Here is a 19602-nt window from a genome sequence, read left to right as displayed (position 1 = left end):
TTCTAAATGTTTGCTGAATCGGGACTTACGATACCTGCCGACGGTCGGCAGTGCAGCACGAATGAGCGGTTTTTTCGGTGCAACGATGCACCGAAACCATTCAGGGGGCTGCACTGTGCCACGTCCAAAGAACTCGATTCCGAAACTCTGCACCGATTCAAACGGCCGCGCCTTCACCAAGGTTGCGGCTGTTTTGTTTCCCGGGTAAGAGCCGGCTCGCCGGGCGCTGCCCGGCGGTATGCCGAGGTGCTGACTGCCAACGCCAAAGGGCAGGAACTCGTCCGGGCTTCCAAGCCGAAGGTCTTATCGTTGCGCCGCCGGGACGTGGTCGATCTGCTCCGGCTGACTGGGGAGTCTCAGGTCCGTTCCGAAGGAACGTGGCGTGTTGAACCGCCTGCGAGTCTGCAAACGTGGTTCACGTTTGTGCGTACGTGCTACGGGCATTCAGAATCCACCTCGCTGGTCGATTCCGCCCTGGATTGAATGAAGGCGCAGAGTAAAACTTGGGCACTGCTTTGCGCCCATGACGGGGTAACAGGCGAACTGTGGCAAGGCAGGCCTGGAGGCCGTGCAGAGGCTCGAAATTTCGGTTAGGCTCGATGCCCGTTCCCGCAAGATCAGGTCTGGTAATCTGTGTCGGCGATTCCGTTCGTCGAGATGCCCAGGCGGATCAAGTTGTGTCGTGCGGAAGCGACATCGAAAGCCCATGAACACCACAAAATGCCGCAACCGAAACGAAAACTCACGGCGTCTGACCGGAAAAAGCAGCTTGAGCAGAAACGGAGGTTCAGGTCAGTCTTTATTCACGGCAAGCGGGTGCGGTCGCCGCATCCTTCGCCAATCGAGGGCCTGGCCGTCGATGAGTTCATTGCCCGCAACGCCGACCCCAACTGGCTGCAGCAGAGCGAGTTCTGGGAGATGCTGCCAGATGTTGATAGAACGGTTCCAGGAGAGCGGATGGCTGCCATGCTCGATGGGAGACGGCCTCCGTCGCCCTGTGTGCCAAACAAGACCAGCCAAAGGGGCGAGGTGTGAAGGACTCATCCACCGTCGAGTGGCTGTCGGAAGCGATTGAACAGGCGACCCGATCGGCCGGATTTTGTGTGTCGGGTTGCCTGCCCGTGGTCGACCCCGGTCTCGAAGTCGAGGGACTCGGGCCTGTCGCGATCCCGCTGAAGCAAGGAAAAGCGAAGCCGTTGATCGCGTGCTGCCGCGTCGCTCCCTATGGGAAGGGGACGCGGACGCTGGTCGATCCGAAGGTTCGCAATACCTTCGAACTCGATCCGCGGAAGTTCCGACTTAGTGACGAATGGAACGCAGCCATCGCCGGTGCGACGCTGACGATCGCGGAGCAGTTCGGACTGCCGACGGATCAGTTGGAAGCTCGTCTGTACAAGCTGCTGGTGTATGAAAAGGGAGGCTTCTTTCTCCCGCATCGCGACAGCGAAAAGCTGGACCGCATGCTGGCGAGCCTGATCGTCGTGCTGCCGAGTCCTTTCGAAGGAGGGAGTTTGATTGTCAGGCACGGCGGCGCGGATCGGACGTTGGCGTTCGAGGAAGCGGCCGCCGGCAAGTCCCCCTGTTTCGCTGCGTTCTATGCAGATTGCGAACACGAGGTCGAACGTGTCACTCGCGGGGTTCGAATGGCTCTGGCCTACAATCTGGTACTGAAACGACAGCGCGGCAAGTCGACGCCCGCGGCGAAGCCGGCTGCTCCCGCCGACATACTGGCCGGGTCGATCGAGTCGTGGTTCTCCAAGCAACCGGCCCGGCCCCTGGTCTTCGCCCTGGAGCATCAATACACGCAGCATGGGTTGTCGCTGGATTTGCTCAAGGGAGGCGACAGAAACCTCGCCGACCTGGTCGTTGCGGCAGCGGAAAAGGCGGAGTGCCTCGTGCATCTTTCGCAGGTTCAACGGCATTTGCAGCAATGGGCGGACGACGGCAGCTTCGGTCGGGACTATGGCTATCGCAACGACCGACCGCCTCGAAATAAAATCGAGATCGGCGAAACTTACGAGGATGAGCTGAGTGGGATCGAGTGGACGGACACTCGCGGGAAAAAGCAGCCTTGGGGATCGATCCCATTTGATCTTGCGGGCATCGTCTCGTCGACGCCGCTGGAAGACTGGAAGCCGACGTCTGAAGAATTCGAAGGCTACACGGGCAATGCCGGCAACACGCTCGACCGCTGGTATCACCGCTCGGCAGTCGTCATCTGGCGTCGCGATCACCACTTCGAAGTCATCGCAAGCTCCGGCGCATTCGAGAGCATTCCATTGTTCTGTTCGATAGTGGCCAAGCTGGCCAAGACGCCCAGAAATCGTGCCGAGGATGCCCGCCGCGACTGCGTTCGCTTCGCCCAGGCCATTATCGCCCAATGGCCGCGCCGTTCCTTCGGGTATGGATTTGTCGAATCCAGGGAGGAATCGCCTGTCGGCGAATTCCCGAAACATCTCTTGAAGCTGCACGATCGGGACACGGTCGCGATGTTTCTGTCCCAAATGGCGGAGCGGGACCAGTCTCTCCCTCTGAAGTCATTCGTCGTGGCTGCCTGCCGAGAGTTCGGGGGAAACGCATTTGCCCGGGAGCTGAAGCAACTGCTTGCCGCGTCGCAGAGGATTGGCGGTCGGCAAGTAATGGCGTTTCGCGACGTCGACTGGCTTGCCGCGTTCTGTTGTGACAAGCAGGGGGACCCGGACAAGTCGGCGCTTGCGGGCGAATTGTGCGGTCTGGCGGTGGAACGCTTTTGTGAACCGCATGCGCCAAGATCGCTTCACGATTCATTGCGACTTCACCCTGGGGAACCCTCAGTTTTCGAAAGATCGCTTCCACTGTTGCTCAAGTCGCTGCTGGCCTGCGGGCGCGACGAAGACCTGTCGCGGGTGATTCGCTTCGTTCAGCAGTCGCCCGAAGAATTCCAGTTCGACCACTGCCAGGTTCCGAGCCTGGTCGAGTTGATTCCCTGGTCGCGAAAGCAGTTTCGTCTCGTCCACCCGCAACTGCAAAGCTGGTTGGCCTCTGTCCGGCAACAGCTCGAATCGGCTACCGCCAGGCAGCCACAGCCTCCGAACGACTGGACCCGCCCTGCGGACGTCGAGTGCACGTGCCAGTTCTGCTCCCGGCTCAATGCGTTTCTGGCCGACCCCTCAACCGAAATCGGACGAATCGCGGCCCGCGAAGACCTCCGCCAGCATGTGGTCGGCACGATCAACCGGCATCAATGCGACGTCCGGCATACTCTGGAGCGCCAAGGGAGCCCGTATTCCCTGGTGCTCACAAAGACAACAGGTTCGTACGATCGGGCCGTCAAACGGTACGAGGCGGACTGCCGACTCCTGAGCGAGTTGCCGCCGGCCTCGTAATCCCGGTTTCGATCGACGTCATGTGGCAACACCTCGGATCCCGTATGTCTCGGCTGTCCGCAGCCATTGGCTCAGTCGGCACGCTGCAGTCCGCTGCCCGGTTGCTTCCCCAGAACGCGTTGAAGATCGTCCTTCAGGGAATCGGCGACGACCAGCGAGCGGTTGAGCTGTTGCGCCCGCAGCGGGACGGACGGATTTTGTTGTCAGCCGCTGGCCGGCCCCTCACGCCCTTTTTCCGCACCCGCGATAATTGTCCCGCCTTATTCGCCATTCTTGTCGAGCCCGGCGCCGCGACGGATGGCCAGCTTGCCGAATTTTTCGATAATCTGATCCGCCACTCGATCAAGTTCCTGTTGACGATCGCGGTCAGGCCGATCGAAGAGCGACTGCTGTGATTTTCCAGATCGATCCAGTTTGCTGACGCCAAAGCCCAGCAGTCGTATTGGCCGATGATGCACAGGGAGACGTTTCGTCAACAGTTCCATGCCTGCCTCCAGCAGTTCCTGAGTGATGCTGGTCGGCTTTGCCAGTGTCATTGATCGTGTGATCGTCTGGAAGTCCGCGAACCGCACTTTCAACTCCGCCGTGCGGCCTTTGATTTCGTGCCGGCGCAGTCGGCGGGCGACCTGTTCGACGAGTTCCACCAGCCAGACGCGCAGGATCTCCTTGTCGGCAAGATCTTCGGCAAACGTCGTTTCACTGGAGATCGACTTCGCCTCGCGGCCGGGGACAACCGGCCGACCATCGATTCCGTGAGCAAGCCGCCAGTAGTGCTCGCCGGAGGCCCCGAACAGCTTGCTGAGCGTGGCGAGCGGCGTTTGCCGGAGCTGCCCGATGGTGTGGATATTCAGTCGATCAAAGACCCTGCTGGTCACCTTTCCGACGCCCCAAAGTCGCTCGACCGGCAGCGGGTCGAGAAAGGCTTGTACTTCGCCGGATTCGACGACGATGAAGCCGTCCGGCTTCTTCAAGGCGCTCGCGATCTTGGCGACGAATTTGGTGGTGGCCACGCCGACCGATGCGGTGAGCTTCAGCTCCGCTCGGATTCGCTGTTTGATCTGCCGGCCAATGTCGGCGGAGGCCCCCCAAAGGGACTCGCTGCCGGTGACATCGAGAAAGGCTTCGTCGAGCGACAGCGGTTCGACCAGCGGAGTGAATTGCTCAAAGATGTCTCGCATCTGCCGGGATACTGAGGCATAGTCGTCGATCCGTGGTTTGATGAAGACCGCGTGCGGACAGAGTCGTCTGGCACGAGCTGCCGCCATCGCGCTGTGGACACCGAACTTGCGAGCCTCGTAGTTTGCTGCGGCCACGACGCCACGACCTTCCGCCGAACCGCCGACGATGACCGGCCTGCCAAGGAGCGAAGGGTCGTCCCGCTCCTCGATCGAGGCATAGAAGGCGTCCATATCGACGTGAAGGATCATGCGGAATGGATGGAATCGAGGAAAGTTGCGATGGAGAAATGCCGCCACGGGACGGCTTCCGGGGAGGGCCAGATCATGTGTTTCACGCGACGGCACATTCCTGCATCGCGGAACAGCGACTCCGCGTCGGCGGATGCCGATGGCAATCGGTTGACAGAGCCTCAAGTACGGTATCAAGTCCGATTCGATGGTGGTACTTGAAGCAATCGACGATCGTCTTTTTGCGGCAGTAAATGCGAAGGGAAATTCCATCGTCATTCCTGCCAGACCAGTGCGGAAGTCCGAAATTGATCTCCGTCACGGCCGTGGAAGCACCCTCATGCCTCGTTCCAGATCGATTCGCCTTCAGGATCACTTCAACGCGTGGTAAGGCAGGAGACGCCATCCGGCGTCGTCGAGGCCGACTATACTCTCGCCCACACCCGTACGGTGACCTCGTCAGCCAGCACGGCACGGACGGGAGCGATTGACGAGAAACTGTCGGACTACCCTCTGGTGCAGGATGCGATCCTGACGCCGGCCGTCCTGGAGATCGCGGTCGACGCGATATTCTGGGAACGCCATCAGCGGATGTCGCCGCGGGAATTCGCCCGCGAACTGTTGCGAATGGCCAGGTACGTGAAACTCTCCCGCGATCCGAAGTCGAAACGCGGATCGAAGGAACCGCAGCCGCGCAAGAAATCCCGCGAACGCAATCGCCACATCTCGGCGGCAAGACTCCTGGCCGAAGCCGGGGCAAAATAAAACAGCGCCTTGAAAGGGGCGGGCTGGTGGGGCGGTTCGAGGGGATCGACAGTCAGCGGGGGATCGCCTGGAGGTGTTCCGACAGCCTGTCGCTGCGGGAATTACTCGGGATTCCCCTCAACGAAGTGAGCCCCGATCATTCGACGCAGTCGCTGACTGGACGGCGGCTGTCGTCCGAGGTGTTCGCGGAAGTCATTCAGTTTATGCTCAAGATCGCCTCTGAGAAGAAGCTGCTGTCGGAGAAGACGGTCGGCGTCGACTCGACGGCGCTGGAAGCGGATGCCGCGATGACGTCGATCGTCCGAATGCTCAAAGCGGAAGAAAGCCTGCAGGCCATCGATTGCGAGCAGAGCATCGAAGAAGTCGCAGCGGATTAAGGGCTATCACTCGGTCGCCACGCAGGAACCGTGGCAGTCGCCGGGCCTGCGGACGGACATCTCGGAGCCGAAGCGGACGACGAATTAGACCTGGACGGACAAGACGCCGGAGCATTCGCGGGCCGTGTGCAGTTTGTTGTGGAGAGATACGGGCCAGGAGGTCGCCCGGCGGAATCGACTGCCGCGGCACGGCGAACTGATCGGGGAGTCTGGTTCGATCAATGGGCTGCTATCCGCCCGAACGGCGAAGTTGTTAGGAAATGTCAGTCGGGATGACACGCGATGGACATTTCCTAACGATCTGTCAGCCGCCGCACTTCTGCATCGTGCCGTTGCGCAAGTGCATGAGTTCAAAGCAGATGAGTTCCACTCGCTGGCTCAGACTTGCGAATCGGACTGATCCAGTGTGATTACATGAACTTGGTTCGACCAGTACGCGGCCGCGGGCAAGTCGCAGCGGCAGCTCGCGCGGGACATCGGCGTCAGCCAGGCGGAGATCAGCAACCTGACCCGCCTGCTGACGCTCCCCGAGGATTGGCGGCAGCGCGTGATTTCGGGCGAAATCACGAAGTCGGTCGGCCGCATGCTGGCGACCTGGACGCACCGGCCGAAGCTGCTGGAGGCGCTGGCCGAGGATCTGCTCCAGCGGCGGGCCGTGAGTCGTCCCGAAGACCTGAAGCCCTGGACCGAAGGAGACGCGAAAGAGGCGATCACGCGGCGGATCCAGTCGCTGACGGAATCGGTGCCGTCCCCCTGCCCTCCGGAGAAGTGGACCGAGCTGGACGTCGAGAAGGTTCCGGTCTGGAGCGGCGAGGCGAATCGCTGCTGGAACATTTCGCTCGCGAAACAGATGCTCCGCAAGGCGGCGGCCGCCAGACAGAAGCAGAAGTCGAACGCAGCGGCGAAGCGCAGCCAGGCCCCCGTCAAAACCGGGCTGGACGCCTACAAGCTCAAGTCCGTCTGGACCGACTGGATCATCCGTCAGCTCTCGCAGCGGTTCGTGGGCAAGGTGTCGAAGGTGGATCGGGAGGTTCTGCGCCGGGTGGCGTTCCTGACACTCGGCGACGACCCGGGCTGGGGCTTTCGCGACAGACTGCAGCCGAAAGCCAAGTCTGCGGACGAGTGCTTCCTGCGTCTCCTGAGCATGCCCTGGGCGGACCTGGAGATGCTGTTCATCGACGACCTGCTCAACGATCTGCGTGAGTCCCGCACCTGCCATCGATTCTACGACCTGGAAATCGCCCTGGCGGTCGCGCGGCTCGCGGGTGTCGATCTGGCCCAGTTCCGCCCGGATGAGGGATTCCTCACGGAGTGTCCGGAGGCCTGGCTGAAGATCTTCGCCGCGGCCTGCGGCGTCGACGCGAAGCCCCCGCTGCCGAAGCTGAGGTCGGCCCTGATCGACGCCTGGGCGCCCGGCTGGATTCCGTACGAACTCGCCGTCCCGAAAGTCATCGGCGACGACAAACCCGCGAAGAAAGCGAAGGGCAAACGATGACAACGAACACGAAACCGCGCAACTCGCGGACGCCGGCGGAATGGCAGGAAGCCGCCGACGGGGCGCAGGTGATGCTGCTGGTCGACGCCGCCCGGCAGTACGGGCTGATCGAAGGCGGCCCGGAGGTCAACCAGGAGCGCTGCGTCGAGATCCTGCGGCTGGCGAAGCGGCGGGGGATCACGCCGCGGGAAGACTGCGTCGAACGGGCGTTCCGTCCGACGGACGGAGATTCCGAGCAAGGAGCGAGCGACGATGGAAGCCGCAAAGGCGTTTGAGCAGTGGTGCCTGGTCGAGATCTTCGGCCATCAGAAGTATGCCGGCCTGGTGACCGAGCAGCAGATCGGCGGGGCGAACTTCGTGCGCGTGGACGTCCCGGAGACATCGCGTTCGAAGCCGTTCACGAAGCTGTTCGGGGCGTCGGCGATCTACAGCCTGACGCCGATCGAGGAGGACGTCGCCCGCGTCCTGGCCGCCCAATACGACCAGCGGCCGGTGAGCGTCTACGAGCTGCCGGCCGAAGTCCGCCAGGCGATGAACGCCGCCCTGCGAATCGCCGGGCCCGCGGATACTCCGGGGCGAAGCGCCGACCCGGAGTTCGACTTCGACGACTCGCCGAGCTGAAAATTTTCGCGCGGATTCGCGCCGTGCCGATCCGCAAGTTCTGAGGTGTTTGAGGAGCTGACCATGAAGCAACAGTTGCAAGTCGCCGCGGCTCACGCGGTGCGGAACAGTGTCGACCAGGTCATCGGGTTTCGCGTGACGCTCGTTCCGAGCGGCGAGACGCCGGCCGACGAGCCGCTGCTGTTCGGCGGCCGGATGGAGATCTATGCCACCGACCCGCGAGCGGAGCGGGTCTTCGCCGCAGGCCGGCAGTTCGTCCTGGACCTGTCCACAGCGGACGACGAACCGCTGGTACCGCCCGCCGAGATCCCCGCGGCTGCAGACGCCGCCGCGGACGGTCGGGCAGCCAATACGCCGCCTGGCGAGGCATCGCCAGCGAGCGCGGATCCGCCGGCGGAAGACCTGCCGGCGGCCGCCTGAGATCGAACGAGTGGAGGCGATCGTCCCCAACGGTGATCATTGGTTACCGTTGGGGACGACGTGAAACAGCGACTTACGGAAAACGTGAAATGGCCAGGTACGCAGAAACGACGTCGGTCCCGGTCGACCGGAGCAAGGCGGAAATCGAGGCAGTGCTAAAACGGTACGGTGCCTCGGAGTTCCTGTACGGCTCGAAGCCCGGCCTGGCGGTGGTCCAGTTCGTCTGCCGGGACCGGATGGTCCGCTTCACGCTGCCGCTCCCCAGCGAAGCCGACAAGGAGTTCCACCAGACGGAACGCCGAAAGACGCGGCGCTCGGCGGATGCGGTCCTGAAGGCCTGGGAACAGGCCTGCCGTCAGCGCTGGCGGGCGCTGCTGCTGGCGATCAAGGCGAAGCTCGAAGCGGTCGCTGCCGGGATCGCCGAGTTCGAGGACGAGTTCCTGGCCTATGTCGTGGATCCGACGACGAACGGCACGGTCGGGGACCTGCTGCGAACGCAGTTGGAGCAGCGGTACCTGGGGCACTCGACGACGCTGCTCGGGTTGCCGGGGCCGTCGTGGCGGCAATGACCAGTTACCGTTCGCGGCGACGTGGAACAACGACTTGCGGCGAGGCGTGGAACAGCTTGGTGATCTCAGCGGCTTCCTCTAATATCCGGAGTAGCGCTCGGAGTCACTGGGAAACTCCAAGCTCGTCAAGCTCCTCCTTGGTGAGATCCTGCCACGCGCGGACATCGTGGCGATTCTCCGTGGGGCCAAGCTGCTCCCAGCGACGCAGCATCTCTGCGGAAGAAATCGGATCGATTGCCCGGCTCATAGGGTCGAGAAGGCAGCCGGTGCGTAACTCGATGGCGAGCCTGAGACGCGACACGGTAATCTCGTTCCCGTCGATGCCGGTGCGTGGGGCTGGAGGAAGTAACGTCCAGATCTGGGCGGCGTCTTCCTTGTTGCCGGTGATGATGCGGGTTCCATCCGGGCTGAAGGTCGCACTGAAGACTTTGAGGTCGCGCGGGATCGAGTGATCGAGCGGCAGTGTTGTCAGCAGATCCCAGACATGGGCTGCCGTGCCGTCGCCGTGGGCGACAATGCGCAGGCCGTCGGCACTGAATCCCACATAGATCATTCGTGCGGAACATCGGAATTCCGGTCGGAAGCGTCTGCCCGTCGAGACTTCCCAGACTTGAACGGTCTGATCATCGCAGGCCGTCACGATCAGCTTCCCGTCGGGACTGAAGCCTGCGTATCTAATTTCATCTCCGTGGATCAGTGGTGCAGATGCTGGCGCCCCCGTCGTACTGTCGCAGAGGCGTACGGTGTGATTATTGCACACGAGCAGAATGCGTGTGCCATCCGGGCTGAACCGAGCTCGCGTTGCTGCGCCTGAGTCCTGCAGATTGGGCCCGACATTCCGGCCGGTACCGGCATCCCAGATCCTGACGATCCCATCATCGCCGGCCGTTACGACCCGGCTGCCGTCGGGGTGGAACTCGGCTGACCAGACGTGATCCTCATGTTGCAGCGGGCCGCCGACCTGCCGCCCGGTTAATGTCTCCCAGATGCGGGCCGTATTGTCGTAGCTGGCAGTAGCGATCCGCGAACCGTCGAAATTGAATTTTGCCCACCAGACCACGTCGGAGTGTTCAAAAGGGGGGGAAATCGCCTTACCCGTGCTGGCATCCCAGATGCGGGCGGTACCGTCCAGGCTTGTCGTGACGACCCTGGTTCCGTCCGGGCTGAAAGTGGCGTAAGTCACCATTCCTTCATGCTCCAGAGGAGGGGTAACCGGTTTTCCGCTGGAAGCATCCCAGACACGTGCCGTCTTGTCGTCACTGGAGGTCACGACCCGACTGCCGTCCGGACTGAACCAGGCCTCGGTCACGGAGTCCCCGTGGGGCAGCGTGACGGGCGACGGATCGTCGGTTGCTAACTCCCAGATGCGTGCGGCGCCATCAAAGCCCGCGGTTGCGAGGAACCGGCCGTCCGGACTGAGAGCCAGGTCTCGGACGATGCCGTCGTGTTTGAATGGCGGGCCAAGTCTCTGGCCAGTCTCCGCATCCCACGCCTGGGCGCTATGGTCCCGACTCGCGGTGTAGACACGTTTCCCGTCGGCGGAGTACACCGCCCCAATCACTTCACTCGCGTGCCGCAGAGGAATGCCGACCGCTTCGCCGGTAGCAGCGTCCCAAACCTGTGCGGTGCCGTCACGGCTGGAAGTGACTACACGGCGGCCATCAGGGCTGAAGGTGGCGTTAAGGACGCTTGATGAGTGGCGCAGCGGCGGAGTGATGGCCTGGCCGGATGTCACATCCCAGACGGCCGCGGTTGCGTCGCTGTCCTGGCAGGCCGTCACGATGCGACCGCCGTCCGGGCTGAATTCAGCATGCGTCAACGAGCTTCCTCGCGACAACGGCGCACCGACTGATTCCCCGGTGGCAGCATTCCAGATGCGGGCCTGGCCGTCTCCGCAGGCGGTGACGATGCGAGTACCGTCCGGGCTGAAGGCGGCGTTAATCACATAGTCTTCGTGCGGCAGAGGCGGGCAGGCCGTTTTCCCGGTCGCCGTCTCGAAGACTCTGACTGTCCCGCCAATGCACGCTGTGACGAATCGCGAACCATCGCGACTGAATGAGAGGCCGAGCACGTACGCCTCGTGCACCAGCGGAGGGCTGACAGGTTCACCGCTGACTGCGTTCCAGATACGTGCCGTTCCGTCTGCGCCGGTCGTGACGACCATTGTTCCATCGGGGCTGAATGCGGCGACTGAGACCGTGCCATCGTGGCGGAGAACCAGACCTGACGGGCGGCCGGTTCGCGTGTTCCAGACTCTGGCCGTTCCGTCGGCGCTGGCAGTCACGAACCTGGTCCCGTCCGGGCTGAATCTCGCGCTGTAGATTCTGTCGCCGTGACGTACAGTCGCTGCCAGTCGCTGGGCACTGGGGGGCAGCAACCAGCGGGCAGCACGGTTCAGCCGATCCAGTTCCGTCCCTGGTTTTGCCGACGAAGAGGTCTCGATGGCCAGGAGATACCAATGCAGTTCTTCGGCGAGCCGGCCCTGTTCGCGGGCGAGGGCAGCATTCGAAAGTTCATACAGCGAAAACGCCTCGGCGCCATCGACGACTTTTGGCATGATGATTTGAGCATCCCCGGTGGCGGCGCTGATTCTTCCTGTCCGAGTTTCCGTCACAGGCTTTCTTCGTTCACAGCTCGCAATCAATAGTGCGATAGCGATGGTTGTGAGAATGATGAAGGACTTCGCGGTCCCGTCGGAACTCATTGAACGGCCTGTCAGAAAAGAATCTCGGCTGTCATCAGCGGATACGCTAGCCGGATGAGATTTCCGTGTAAACGGGATGGAAGGGGGCCTGCTACTTTCTGATGGTGATGATCGTTTACCGCTTGCGGCGGCATGAAACAGGAACTTGCGGCGCAACGTGGAACGCAGCGAACGTTGCTTGGCTCCGCAGACGCACATCGGCGGAACTGCCGAATCGGGTAGCGGCACTCGTTCTGCGAATCGCCCTCCCGCTCGGTCGCGACCAGGATTTGGCCAGATGCGGATTGACGCGGGGCGCTGTCTTCGCCTCTGATGAGCATGTTCTGACTAAAGGGCGTGAAGCGATGTCGTTGTCCGAGCCGGATGTTACATCGGGTGAAGCTGTTGGAAAAACTGTGAACGCAGGCTTGGAAGATTCGCTGACAAGATGGAAGCGTACTGCCGTTGCAGGCTTGGCGGGAGCAGCGCTCTTACTCGCGGTTCTCTTGGCGGCGATCCTGATCCCGATTCGCCTCATCAGTCTGACGGATGATCGACTCTACGGTACGTGGCAGTCGGACGCTGACCGGACCATCGCTGCATTGCGTGAAGAACAATCGATCGACGAGCTGCGGGAGGCGAAGCTCCGCACACTCTTCGGAAAACTGCGGGTCACGTACGCGGCCAAATCGTGCACGACCGAATTCGACGGAACGACGGACACCCGCCGCTACGAAGTCGTGGCGAAGGACCCATCATCTGTGGTGATCCGCGATGTCGATCCCGCTCCATCACCGTTGGAAGCATTGGGCCTCAACCTCAGCAAGTTTGCGGTCCTTCATTTCGAGGGGCCCGACACATACTGGCTGGACTCCGAATCGGGACAATACCGCGAGTTCTTCCGTCGAGTTCGGTAGCGTGCACTCTCAGACACTCGCGACGGTAATCAGCAGTTACCGTTGCGAGGCGGCCCGGTCCGCCCAGGTTCACGCGCAGGGAGATTTCCGGTGGCCGCGGACGGTGATTGATAATCAGCGCTAGAAGTCCGCCTTGTCGCGCTCCGTGGCTGCCGCGTCATCGACTCCAATTGACCAGTTCAGTCGCGAATGCGAAACTCCCGAAGAGTTCGTCAGTTGCGGCGTTCTGATGTCCGCTGAATCACTGGGATCTGGAAGGCGGAGGATATTCGATGGACCGATTTATCGTGGCTCTCGGCTTCTTGGGTGGACTCGTTACCAGCCAGGTGATCGCGCAGGAGGGCACGAAGGTACGTGCCAGCCCTCCTCCCACCTTCATGACGGTTACCCGAATCAACGATGCTCGGAATTCGATCGCGCTGACTGAGACGCGAGCGGTCGTCCTGCAACACTACCGGCCATCGAAGGTAGTTGAGGACGGCGTGGAGAAAGTGATTACCACGGTAACCGCTGAAAACACCAGCGTGGTGGTCCGCAAGACAATGTCGCTGAAGGCCACCGAGGCGTTTGACGTGGCCGGGAGTAAGCTCAGCCACGAAGAACTTGCGAAGCGACTGACGATTGGTGCTGTCGTATTCGTGTCGGCGGATGGCAAAGCCGTTCCGCCACAGTATCTCAAGGCACTTTCAGCAGACGCCGTCGTTCTGGTTTCCGAAGATTTCGTCAAGCCAGAGCCTGCGAAGCCGTTTGCACGGCGCGGCTCATTTTTCACGAGGGTTGCCTCGACTGTTGCTGCCAGCTTCGTTGGTCAGCCGGGTGCTGACGGGGGGCCTCCGCCGCCGACCGATGTCCCTCAACGGTAACCAGTCGTTACCGTTCGCGGCGGCAGCGGTGGGAACGCCTGGCCGGTATCATCGTCCGGCAGACAGTGACTGAGTGGCGTAGAATTCTTGCTGTCCAGCGAAGCGACGCGATTGCCCGCGAAGTCTCCTGGCAAATGGCGACTTCACGTGAGAGATGTGCATGTCTGCGAAAGACCCTCGGATCGAATGGAAGGCCGTTTGCGATTCTTTGGCCGGCGGTTCTGCCGACGGAGAATCGATCCTCAGAATCGTCGGTCCCCGCGTTCTGAAGATGAATTCGGATCTTCTGAGGGAAGCGCTGGAGCCGGATCTCTGGCTTTCAGGACGCGTTTCCATGCAGGACCTCCTGCTGCCTCCAATGGCAAATGGCCAAGCCACAACTTTGGCGGCTATCGATGGATCATCTCCGAAACGATCACGGGTCTCGCTCGCGACTGGAACTCGAAAGACGATCTTTGGTATCCGCTGTATCTTGCAACGATTCTCCTGCACTGCGAGACGATCGAGGGAGAGTTCGGGATTCCCGCCTCTCCGCTCTGCGTCGGCATCGCTTGTGAATCGGCACACGTTCTCCTTGATCGGGAAGTGACCGGCGGACTGCTCGCGTTTTTGGCCAGTGAAATGAGAACTCGCCTGCGGACGCACGCCCGATGCGATCCGAAGGAGTGGTTGACGCCGATTGCGGTGGGAATCGCGGCGTTGCTCAGGCTGTGGGGGACGCAACTCATCCTGCAGGGAGCGGGAAACGGCAGAGAGGTGTCCGCCCCCTGGCTCTGGCACCCGTCCGAACTCGCAAATTCCTCGCGTCCCGTCTGGCAACGTGTGCTTGATCGCGATGCGGAACTCACTCAGTTGCTGAAGGAATGGGCGGTCGAAGGGAAGATCGATGAGAGCGAGGACGACGGTAACGAATAGTTACCGTAACCCCGGAGAGCAAAGCAACTTCAATCGGCACTGGCAGAACTCTCGTTATTCAGTATCCGATCATGCGATCGCTCGCTGTCACACGGGCATTCTATGCGGCATTTCGGGGTGCACTGCCATGAGCAAGAAGGAATGGGCGACAAGCTTAGCGCGGATGGGCATCACGATCAGGAAGGAGGCAGATGGAACTCCAATGTGTTTGGTTGCAACATGCCAAGAGGAGTCTCTGCACCACGTCGAAATGACGCTGCTGAAGCAGGGGATTGGCTATTTCTGGGCGTCTTCGCGAGGTTATTATCGCGTCTACGCGATGATAGCGGATTTCAAACGAGCAGCCGATATATTGACGAGTTTGGCGAAGCGGACGCATTTGGAGGCCGTATGGGACCGGAAGGCTGGAGTGTACATCCACGCTACGCCCGATCGAGATCGTGCTTAGCCCCTAGCAGCGTGTTGAAGTATTCCCCCTGACGCTGCCACGATCGAACGCGGTTTGTTATCTTCTCGCGGTCGGTCAGGCGCGGCGGTCACGGAGGGTTCCCGATGGCGATGGGACGGCGGAAGGAATCGCGGCAGGAGCCGCTGTTTGTCACGGCGGAGCAGCTGCCCCGCTCGCAGGGACATCCCTTCTACAAAGCGCTCAACGCGCTGCTCGCCGAAGCCGGCTTCGACCGCTGGATCGAGAAGCGGTGCCAGGCGTTCTACGAGCAGGTCGAGACTCGCGGGCAGCGCTCGATCCCGCCGGGCGTCTATTTCCGCATGCTGCTGGTGGGGTACTTCGAAGGGATCGACAGTCAGCGGGGGATCGCCTGGCGATGCTCCGACAGCCTGTCGCTGCGGGAGTTTCTGGGCATTCCGCTCGACGAATCGAGTCCCGAGCATTCGACGCTGTCGCTGACCCGCCGGCGGCTGCCGGTGGAAGTGTTCGAGGAAGTCTTTCAGTTCGTGCTGAAGATCGCGTCCGAAAAGAAGCTGCTCTCAGGCAAGACGGTGGGTGTCGACTCGACGACGCTGGAAGCGGATGCGGCGATGAAGTCGATCGTCCGCCGCGACACCGGCGAAGGCTGGAAGGCGTATGTCGTCCGGCTGATGCGGGAAGAAGGCGTGATTGCTCCCGACGAAGAACCGAGTGACGAAGACGTCCGCCGGTTCGACAAGAACCGCAAGAACAAGAAGGTCTCGAACGAGGAGTGGGTCAGCGAGACCGATCCCGAGGCGAAGATCGCCCGCATGAAGGACGGGACGACGCATCTGGCGTACAAGGCCGAGCACGTGGTGGACCTGGAGAGCGACCTGATCCTGGCCGCGGAGATTCGTCCCGCCGATCACGGGGATCAACAGACGCTGGTCGACAGCGTGCTGAAAGCGGAAGAAAACCTGCAGGCGATCGGCTGCGAACAGAGCATTGAAGAGGTGGCGGCGGACAAGGGGTATCACTCGGTCGCCACGCTGGAACTGTGCCAGTCGCTGGGCTTTCGGACCTACATCCCGGAGCCGAAGCGCAAGAGCGACTGGACGTGGACGGACAAGACGCCGGAGGACCAGCGGGCGGTGATGGGGAACCGTCAGCGGGTCCGGCGGGCGAAGGGGAAGCAGTTGCAGAAACGGCGGAGCGAAGTCTGCGAACGGACCTTCGCTCACGTCTGCGAGACGGGCGGGATGCGTCGGAGCTGGCTCGAAGGCCTGACAGAGGTGACGAAGCGCTACCTGATCGCGACGGCGGCGCACAATCTCGGGCGCGTGATGTGGAAGCTGCTGGGAGTTGGCAAGCCACGGAGACTGCAGGGGCGGAATGTGGCGGTTTGGGCGGTGTTCGGGGCGGTTTGGTCCGCGCTCGATTGGCTCCTGCGGAGCCAGACCGACCGAGCCGAGCAACCCGCCGGACTCGTCGCCCCCGCCCCAATCGTCGCCCGCCTGGCCGGGTGACGGAAAAGTGCTTTGTTCAACACGCTGCTACGGTTCCGCAGTTGGGAACTGCAGAGCATTCGCGTTCATCTCGACGCGGGACTACCGTCCGGAACCGAACTGCTGAAGCATGTGATCGAGCCAGCCCCTGACGACAACAACCTGGCTCACGAGATTCGCTCGCTGGCGATCGAGCGGATTCGGTTGCTGCAGGAGTCGTTTCTGTGGTCAGTCCCGGATGACTCGCTGCAGACTGACATTGCGATTATTGGTGACGCGGACGAGGCGTTTCTCGATGCCGTAACCGACTTCATAATTGACCACCTTCACAAGGGAGCCTGACATGACGCGTTCAGTTCAGATCCCGTCGCGCCCTGAGCGTGGTCGGGGACTGTTCTATTCTCGCGACAGCGGCGGCCATCACGAGCAGACGCCCACTCAATACGTGCAGTGGGCCAGTGCCGAGGCCGAGAAACTCGGAGTGAACTTTCGCGGGACCGGCATGCAGATTGATCGTCTGATCGCGTCAGGTCAGTCCCACCACGGCGATTTGTTTTTCGACAACAGCGTCGGCGGCAATCAGCTGAAACGCCCGGCGCTCGATGCGCTCAATCGCGAGATCCTCCGTGACCGCAATGTGTCCCACATCTTCATTCCACGACGCGATCGACTTGCGCGGCCGGACCATGCCGTCGATGGGGTCGTCCTCGAAAAGGAACTGCGTGGGCTGGGCATCACGCTGGTCTTCATGAATGCGACGCTGGTTCCGCTCCGACGGGGCCAGCGTCAGAACGTCGGCGAAGTCATTACCGCCTGCATCGACTACGAAGCCAGCGGCAAGTTCCGGGACGAACTGGCGGAGAAAATGCTGTATGCCCAGCTGCAACTGGCTTCGAAGGGCTTCACCACCGGTGGGCGGGCGCCATTTGGATTCCGGCGGCACCTGGTTCGCGATGATGGCGCCGCGGTGCGTCAGCTCGCAGACGGCGAGATCGTGCGGCAGAAGGGCCACCATGTCGTCTGGCTGCCCGGCCCCGACGAGGAACTCGATCTGATCCGTCGCATTCTCAAGTTGCTGGAGACGGTACCGGCCAGCCGTGTGGCGAAGATGCTGAATTCAGAGGGGATCCCCTCCCCCGACGCCGGACGCCGAAGGAAAGGCCTGGGAGTCGAGCACGCAGTCAGCGGCTTATGGCACGGTACTATGATCACGAATATCGCCCGCAATCCTCTGTTGCGGGCCACGACCTCCTACGGGCGACGATCCATGGGAGATCGTCGTCGCTTCAGCCCTTCGGGACCGCGACTGGTTGAGGACGGCGATTTCCGCGAGGACGAGAAGCCGAAGGTCATCCGCAATCCTGGCTCCGAGTGGATCAACGCCAACGCCCGTTTCGAGCCGATCGTTCCGGTCGAGCAGACAGATCATCTGTCGAAGATCCTGGACGGCCGCGCCGGGACGCAGAAGGGAAAGCCTCGCTCGCGCGATCCGGAAAAGAATCCGCTGGGGGCTCGCGTCTTTGATATGGAGTGCGGCTGGCCGATGTACCGCGTGCCGTATGCTGGAAGCTTTCGTTACACCTGCGGATACTATCAGCAGAGTCACGGGGAATGCTGCGATCACAACCACGTCGGCGGCCCCCTGCTCACCAAATTCGCACTGGCCGCGGTTCGACAGCGGCTGCTCGACCCCGCCATGCGCGAGCGGCTGGTGGCCAAACTCCGTGCAAAACTCGCGGAAACTCCCGACGCTGACACCGACCGGTTGCGGCAGATCGAGCAGAAGCGGGGAACGCTGGCGGATGTCGAACAGCATTATCAGACGGCCGCTGGCAACCTGGCACTGGCCAGTTGTCCCGAAACCTTTGCCGCGATTGAACCCAGGGTGAAAGAATTGGCTGCCCGGAAGTTGCAGCTCGCCAGCGAGATCGTGTCGCTGGAGAATTCGCAGGCATCCACGATCACGCCGCACGAGTCTGTCGATGCCGCCGTCGCCCTGCTGGATCATTTGCCGACGCTGGCGGAGGATCCGGAAAACCTGGGTTCGATCGGCCGCCTGTTCCAGCAGATCGACCTTCAGGTCTTTCTGCGGTTTCAGTCCGTTCGGAAGATGAAGCGGACCGTCAACCAGCTCAGCGGCGGGATTTTGACGATCGGGGCCATTCCGGCGCCCGTTGAAAAGTACGCCGGGCCGACCGGACGCCGGGCTCTCAAAACCCGGCAGACCGCTGAAAACGAAAGCCCCGCAGCCGAAGCTGCGGGGCTTGACTTCACTCCTGACTCCGCCCGAACGGCGAAGTTGTTAGGAAATGTCAGTCGGGATGACAGGATTTGAACCTGCGACTTCCTGGTCCCAAACCAGGTGCTCTAGCCAAACTGAGCTACATCCCGAAGTCGGTACAGTCTACTCTCCGACACGCCTCGCCGCCAAGGGTTCGCACTCCCCCATTTTGGCCGCCTTTCACAACGCGTAACGCTCCGCTTATGATTGGCCCCGCAGGCTGGCCGCGGGCTGGCCGCTGTTTGGCATCGTTTCTCCGGAGTTCCCCGCATGGCCGCCGCCGGTCTCACCCCCGCTCAGCTCGCCGATCTCGCCAAGTACGACTCGCCCACCATCTGCAACGCGGTCGAACTCTGGAACATTATCCCCCGCAACGAAGGCTACATGGACCAGTCCATCAGGGCCTGTTTCCCCAAAATGCCCCCGATGGTCGGCTACGCCCTGACTTCGACCTTCCGCAGCATGAAACCGCCCCGCGCGGGCGATTCCTACAGCAGCATCGGAGCTCAGCTCGACGCCATGGCCGCCGTCCCCGGCCCGCCGGTCATCGTCTTCCAGGATCTCGATCAGCCCTGCGCCTCCGCCACGTTCGGCGAAGTCATGTGCACGACCTACAAGAAATTTGGGGCCAAGGGGATCGTCACCAGCGGCACCGGCCGTGACCTCGACCAGGTCGAAGCCATCGACTTTCCGGCCTTTACAAACGGAGCGATCGCGGCGCACGGCTATTGCCATACGATCTCGATCAACATTCCGGTGACGGTCGGCGGCATGACCGTTTACCCGGGCGACCTGCTCCACGGCGACCTCAATGGCGTCACCACGATTCCCCACTCCATCGCCACCGAAGTCCCGGGCGTTTGCCAGGAAATCGCCGACGCCGAAGCCATCGTCCTGAACTATCTCAAACAGGAATCGGTCACCGTCGTCGGCTTTAACGAAGCCCGCAAGGCGTGCGGCGACGCCATCAACAAACTCGGCAAACGCCTCCGCGGCGAAGCGTAAAGATCG

At 61.8% G+C, this 19602-nt stretch carries 18 protein-coding genes and 1 tRNA gene; 16 read left to right on the top strand and 3 right to left on the bottom strand.

Annotated elements, in window-relative coordinates:
* Positions 1–633 precede the first annotated feature (633 nt).
* Together SH412_RS13520 and SH412_RS13515 are read left to right on the top strand one after the other, a co-directional pair.
* Positions 634–1035, top strand: a complete 402-nt coding sequence (locus tag SH412_RS13520) for a hypothetical protein (protein WP_336524043.1) — start codon at positions 634–636, stop codon at positions 1033–1035.
* The gene (locus SH412_RS13515; protein WP_336524042.1) at positions 1032–3365 is read left to right on the top strand and encodes a 2OG-Fe(II) oxygenase; all 2334 of its coding nucleotides are present in this window, start codon (positions 1032–1034) and stop codon (positions 3363–3365) included. The genes SH412_RS13520 and SH412_RS13515 overlap by 4 nt, the downstream gene beginning before the upstream one ends.
* A gap of 260 nt (positions 3366–3625) precedes the next feature.
* On the opposite strand, the gene dinB is transcribed toward SH412_RS13515, so the two are convergent.
* Positions 3626–4840, bottom strand: a complete 1215-nt coding sequence (gene dinB / locus SH412_RS13510; RefSeq protein ID WP_336524041.1) for a DNA polymerase IV — start codon at positions 4838–4840, stop codon at positions 3626–3628.
* Positions 4841–5155: 315 nt separating this feature from the next.
* On the opposite strand from dinB, the gene SH412_RS13505 reads away from it, so the two are divergent.
* The 7 genes from SH412_RS13505 (at position 5156) to SH412_RS13475 (ending at position 9018) form a co-directional block, all read left to right on the top strand.
* Complete coding sequence (locus SH412_RS13505) at positions 5156–5536, top strand: hypothetical protein (RefSeq protein WP_336524040.1); 381 nt, start codon at positions 5156–5158, stop codon at positions 5534–5536.
* A gap of 26 nt (positions 5537–5562) precedes the next feature.
* Positions 5563–5913: a transposase gene (locus tag SH412_RS13500; protein WP_336524039.1), complete on the top strand. Its 351-nt coding sequence runs from the start codon at positions 5563–5565 to the stop codon at positions 5911–5913.
* 475 nt (positions 5914–6388) lie between these two features.
* Positions 6389–7408, top strand: coding sequence for a hypothetical protein (locus tag SH412_RS13495; RefSeq protein ID WP_461824429.1), 1020 nt, complete (start codon positions 6389–6391; stop codon positions 7406–7408).
* Positions 7405–7683 (top strand): hypothetical protein, encoded by a 279-nt coding sequence (locus tag SH412_RS13490; protein ID WP_336524037.1) that lies wholly within the window; start codon positions 7405–7407, stop codon positions 7681–7683. Before SH412_RS13495 ends, SH412_RS13490 begins: the two co-directional genes overlap by 4 nt.
* Positions 7661–8029 (top strand): hypothetical protein, encoded by a 369-nt coding sequence (locus SH412_RS13485; protein WP_336524036.1) that lies wholly within the window; start codon positions 7661–7663, stop codon positions 8027–8029. The genes SH412_RS13490 and SH412_RS13485 overlap by 23 nt, the downstream gene beginning before the upstream one ends.
* 63 nt (positions 8030–8092) lie before the next feature.
* Positions 8093–8449 (top strand): hypothetical protein, encoded by a 357-nt coding sequence (locus SH412_RS13480; protein ID WP_336524035.1) that lies wholly within the window; start codon positions 8093–8095, stop codon positions 8447–8449.
* An 89-nt stretch (positions 8450–8538) separates the two neighbouring features.
* Entirely contained in the window at positions 8539–9018 is a 480-nt protein-coding gene (locus SH412_RS13475) for a hypothetical protein (protein ID WP_336524034.1), read from the top strand.
* Between the two features lie 103 nt (positions 9019–9121).
* On the opposite strand, the gene SH412_RS13470 is transcribed toward SH412_RS13475, so the two are convergent.
* Positions 9122–11920 carry a WD40 repeat domain-containing protein gene (locus SH412_RS13470; RefSeq protein ID WP_336524033.1) on the bottom strand — a complete coding sequence of 933 codons (2799 nt, stop codon included), beginning with the start codon at positions 11918–11920 and terminating at the stop codon, positions 9122–9124.
* A gap of 146 nt (positions 11921–12066) precedes the next feature.
* On the opposite strand from SH412_RS13470, the gene SH412_RS13465 reads away from it, so the two are divergent.
* The 6 genes from SH412_RS13465 to SH412_RS13440 all read left to right on the top strand — a co-directional run bounded on the left by SH412_RS13465 (position 12067) and on the right by SH412_RS13440 (position 18645).
* A complete protein-coding gene (locus SH412_RS13465) occupies positions 12067–12618 on the top strand; it encodes a hypothetical protein (protein WP_336524032.1) in 552 nt (183 codons plus the stop codon).
* Between the two features lie 272 nt (positions 12619–12890).
* Entirely contained in the window at positions 12891–13481 is a 591-nt protein-coding gene (locus SH412_RS13460) for a hypothetical protein (protein WP_336524031.1), read from the top strand.
* A 621-nt stretch (positions 13482–14102) separates the two neighbouring features.
* Positions 14103–14396, top strand: a complete 294-nt coding sequence (locus tag SH412_RS13455; RefSeq protein WP_336524030.1) for a hypothetical protein — start codon at positions 14103–14105, stop codon at positions 14394–14396.
* Positions 14397–14948: 552 nt separating this feature from the next.
* Entirely contained in the window at positions 14949–16331 is a 1383-nt protein-coding gene (locus SH412_RS13450) for a transposase (protein WP_336520611.1), read from the top strand.
* A gap of 12 nt (positions 16332–16343) precedes the next feature.
* The gene (locus SH412_RS13445) at positions 16344–16652 is read left to right on the top strand and encodes a hypothetical protein (protein ID WP_336524029.1); all 309 of its coding nucleotides are present in this window, start codon (positions 16344–16346) and stop codon (positions 16650–16652) included.
* A 1-nt stretch (position 16653) separates the two neighbouring features.
* Entirely contained in the window at positions 16654–18645 is a 1992-nt protein-coding gene (locus SH412_RS13440; RefSeq protein ID WP_336524028.1) for a recombinase family protein, read from the top strand.
* Here SH412_RS13440 and SH412_RS13435 read toward each other — a convergent pair.
* Positions 18627–18701: transfer RNA gene (locus SH412_RS13435), tRNA-Pro, on the bottom strand. The two genes, SH412_RS13440 and SH412_RS13435, sit on opposite strands and share 19 nt — an antisense overlap.
* Before the next feature lie 160 nt (positions 18702–18861).
* On the opposite strand from SH412_RS13435, the gene SH412_RS13430 reads away from it, so the two are divergent.
* Complete coding sequence (locus SH412_RS13430) at positions 18862–19596, top strand: RraA family protein (protein WP_336524027.1); 735 nt, start codon at positions 18862–18864, stop codon at positions 19594–19596.
* Positions 19597–19602 lie beyond the last annotated feature (6 nt).

Origin of the sequence: Planctellipticum variicoloris (assembly GCF_030622045.1) — a bacterium.
Taxonomy (GTDB): Bacteria; Planctomycetota; Planctomycetia; order Planctomycetales; family Planctomycetaceae; genus Planctellipticum; species Planctellipticum variicoloris.
This window is presented reverse-complemented; position numbering and strand designations above follow the sequence as displayed.

What these genes read in the sequence shown, in the direction of transcription:
- SH412_RS13450 (WP_336520611.1), top strand. Translation starts at nt 14,949, where the DNA reads ATGGCGATGGGACGGCGGAAGGAATCGCGGCAGGAGCCGCTGTTTGTC.
- SH412_RS13440 (WP_336524028.1), top strand. Translation starts at nt 16,654, where the DNA reads ATGACGCGTTCAGTTCAGATCCCGTCGCGCCCTGAGCGTGGTCGGGGA.
- SH412_RS13490 (WP_336524037.1), top strand. Translation starts at nt 7,405, where the DNA reads ATGACAACGAACACGAAACCGCGCAACTCGCGGACGCCGGCGGAATGG.
- SH412_RS13455 (WP_336524030.1), top strand. Translation starts at nt 14,103, where the DNA reads ATGAGAACTCGCCTGCGGACGCACGCCCGATGCGATCCGAAGGAGTGG.
- SH412_RS13485 (WP_336524036.1), top strand. Translation starts at nt 7,661, where the DNA reads ATGGAAGCCGCAAAGGCGTTTGAGCAGTGGTGCCTGGTCGAGATCTTC.
- SH412_RS13475 (WP_336524034.1), top strand. Translation starts at nt 8,539, where the DNA reads ATGGCCAGGTACGCAGAAACGACGTCGGTCCCGGTCGACCGGAGCAAG.
- SH412_RS13480 (WP_336524035.1), top strand. Translation starts at nt 8,093, where the DNA reads ATGAAGCAACAGTTGCAAGTCGCCGCGGCTCACGCGGTGCGGAACAGT.
- SH412_RS13470 (WP_336524033.1), bottom strand. Translation starts at nt 11,920, where the DNA reads ATGTGCGTCTGCGGAGCCAAGCAACGTTCGCTGCGTTCCACGTTGCGC.
- SH412_RS13430 (WP_336524027.1), top strand. Translation starts at nt 18,862, where the DNA reads ATGGCCGCCGCCGGTCTCACCCCCGCTCAGCTCGCCGATCTCGCCAAG.
- SH412_RS13460 (WP_336524031.1), top strand. Translation starts at nt 12,891, where the DNA reads ATGGACCGATTTATCGTGGCTCTCGGCTTCTTGGGTGGACTCGTTACC.
- SH412_RS13465 (WP_336524032.1), top strand. Translation starts at nt 12,067, where the DNA reads ATGTCGTTGTCCGAGCCGGATGTTACATCGGGTGAAGCTGTTGGAAAA.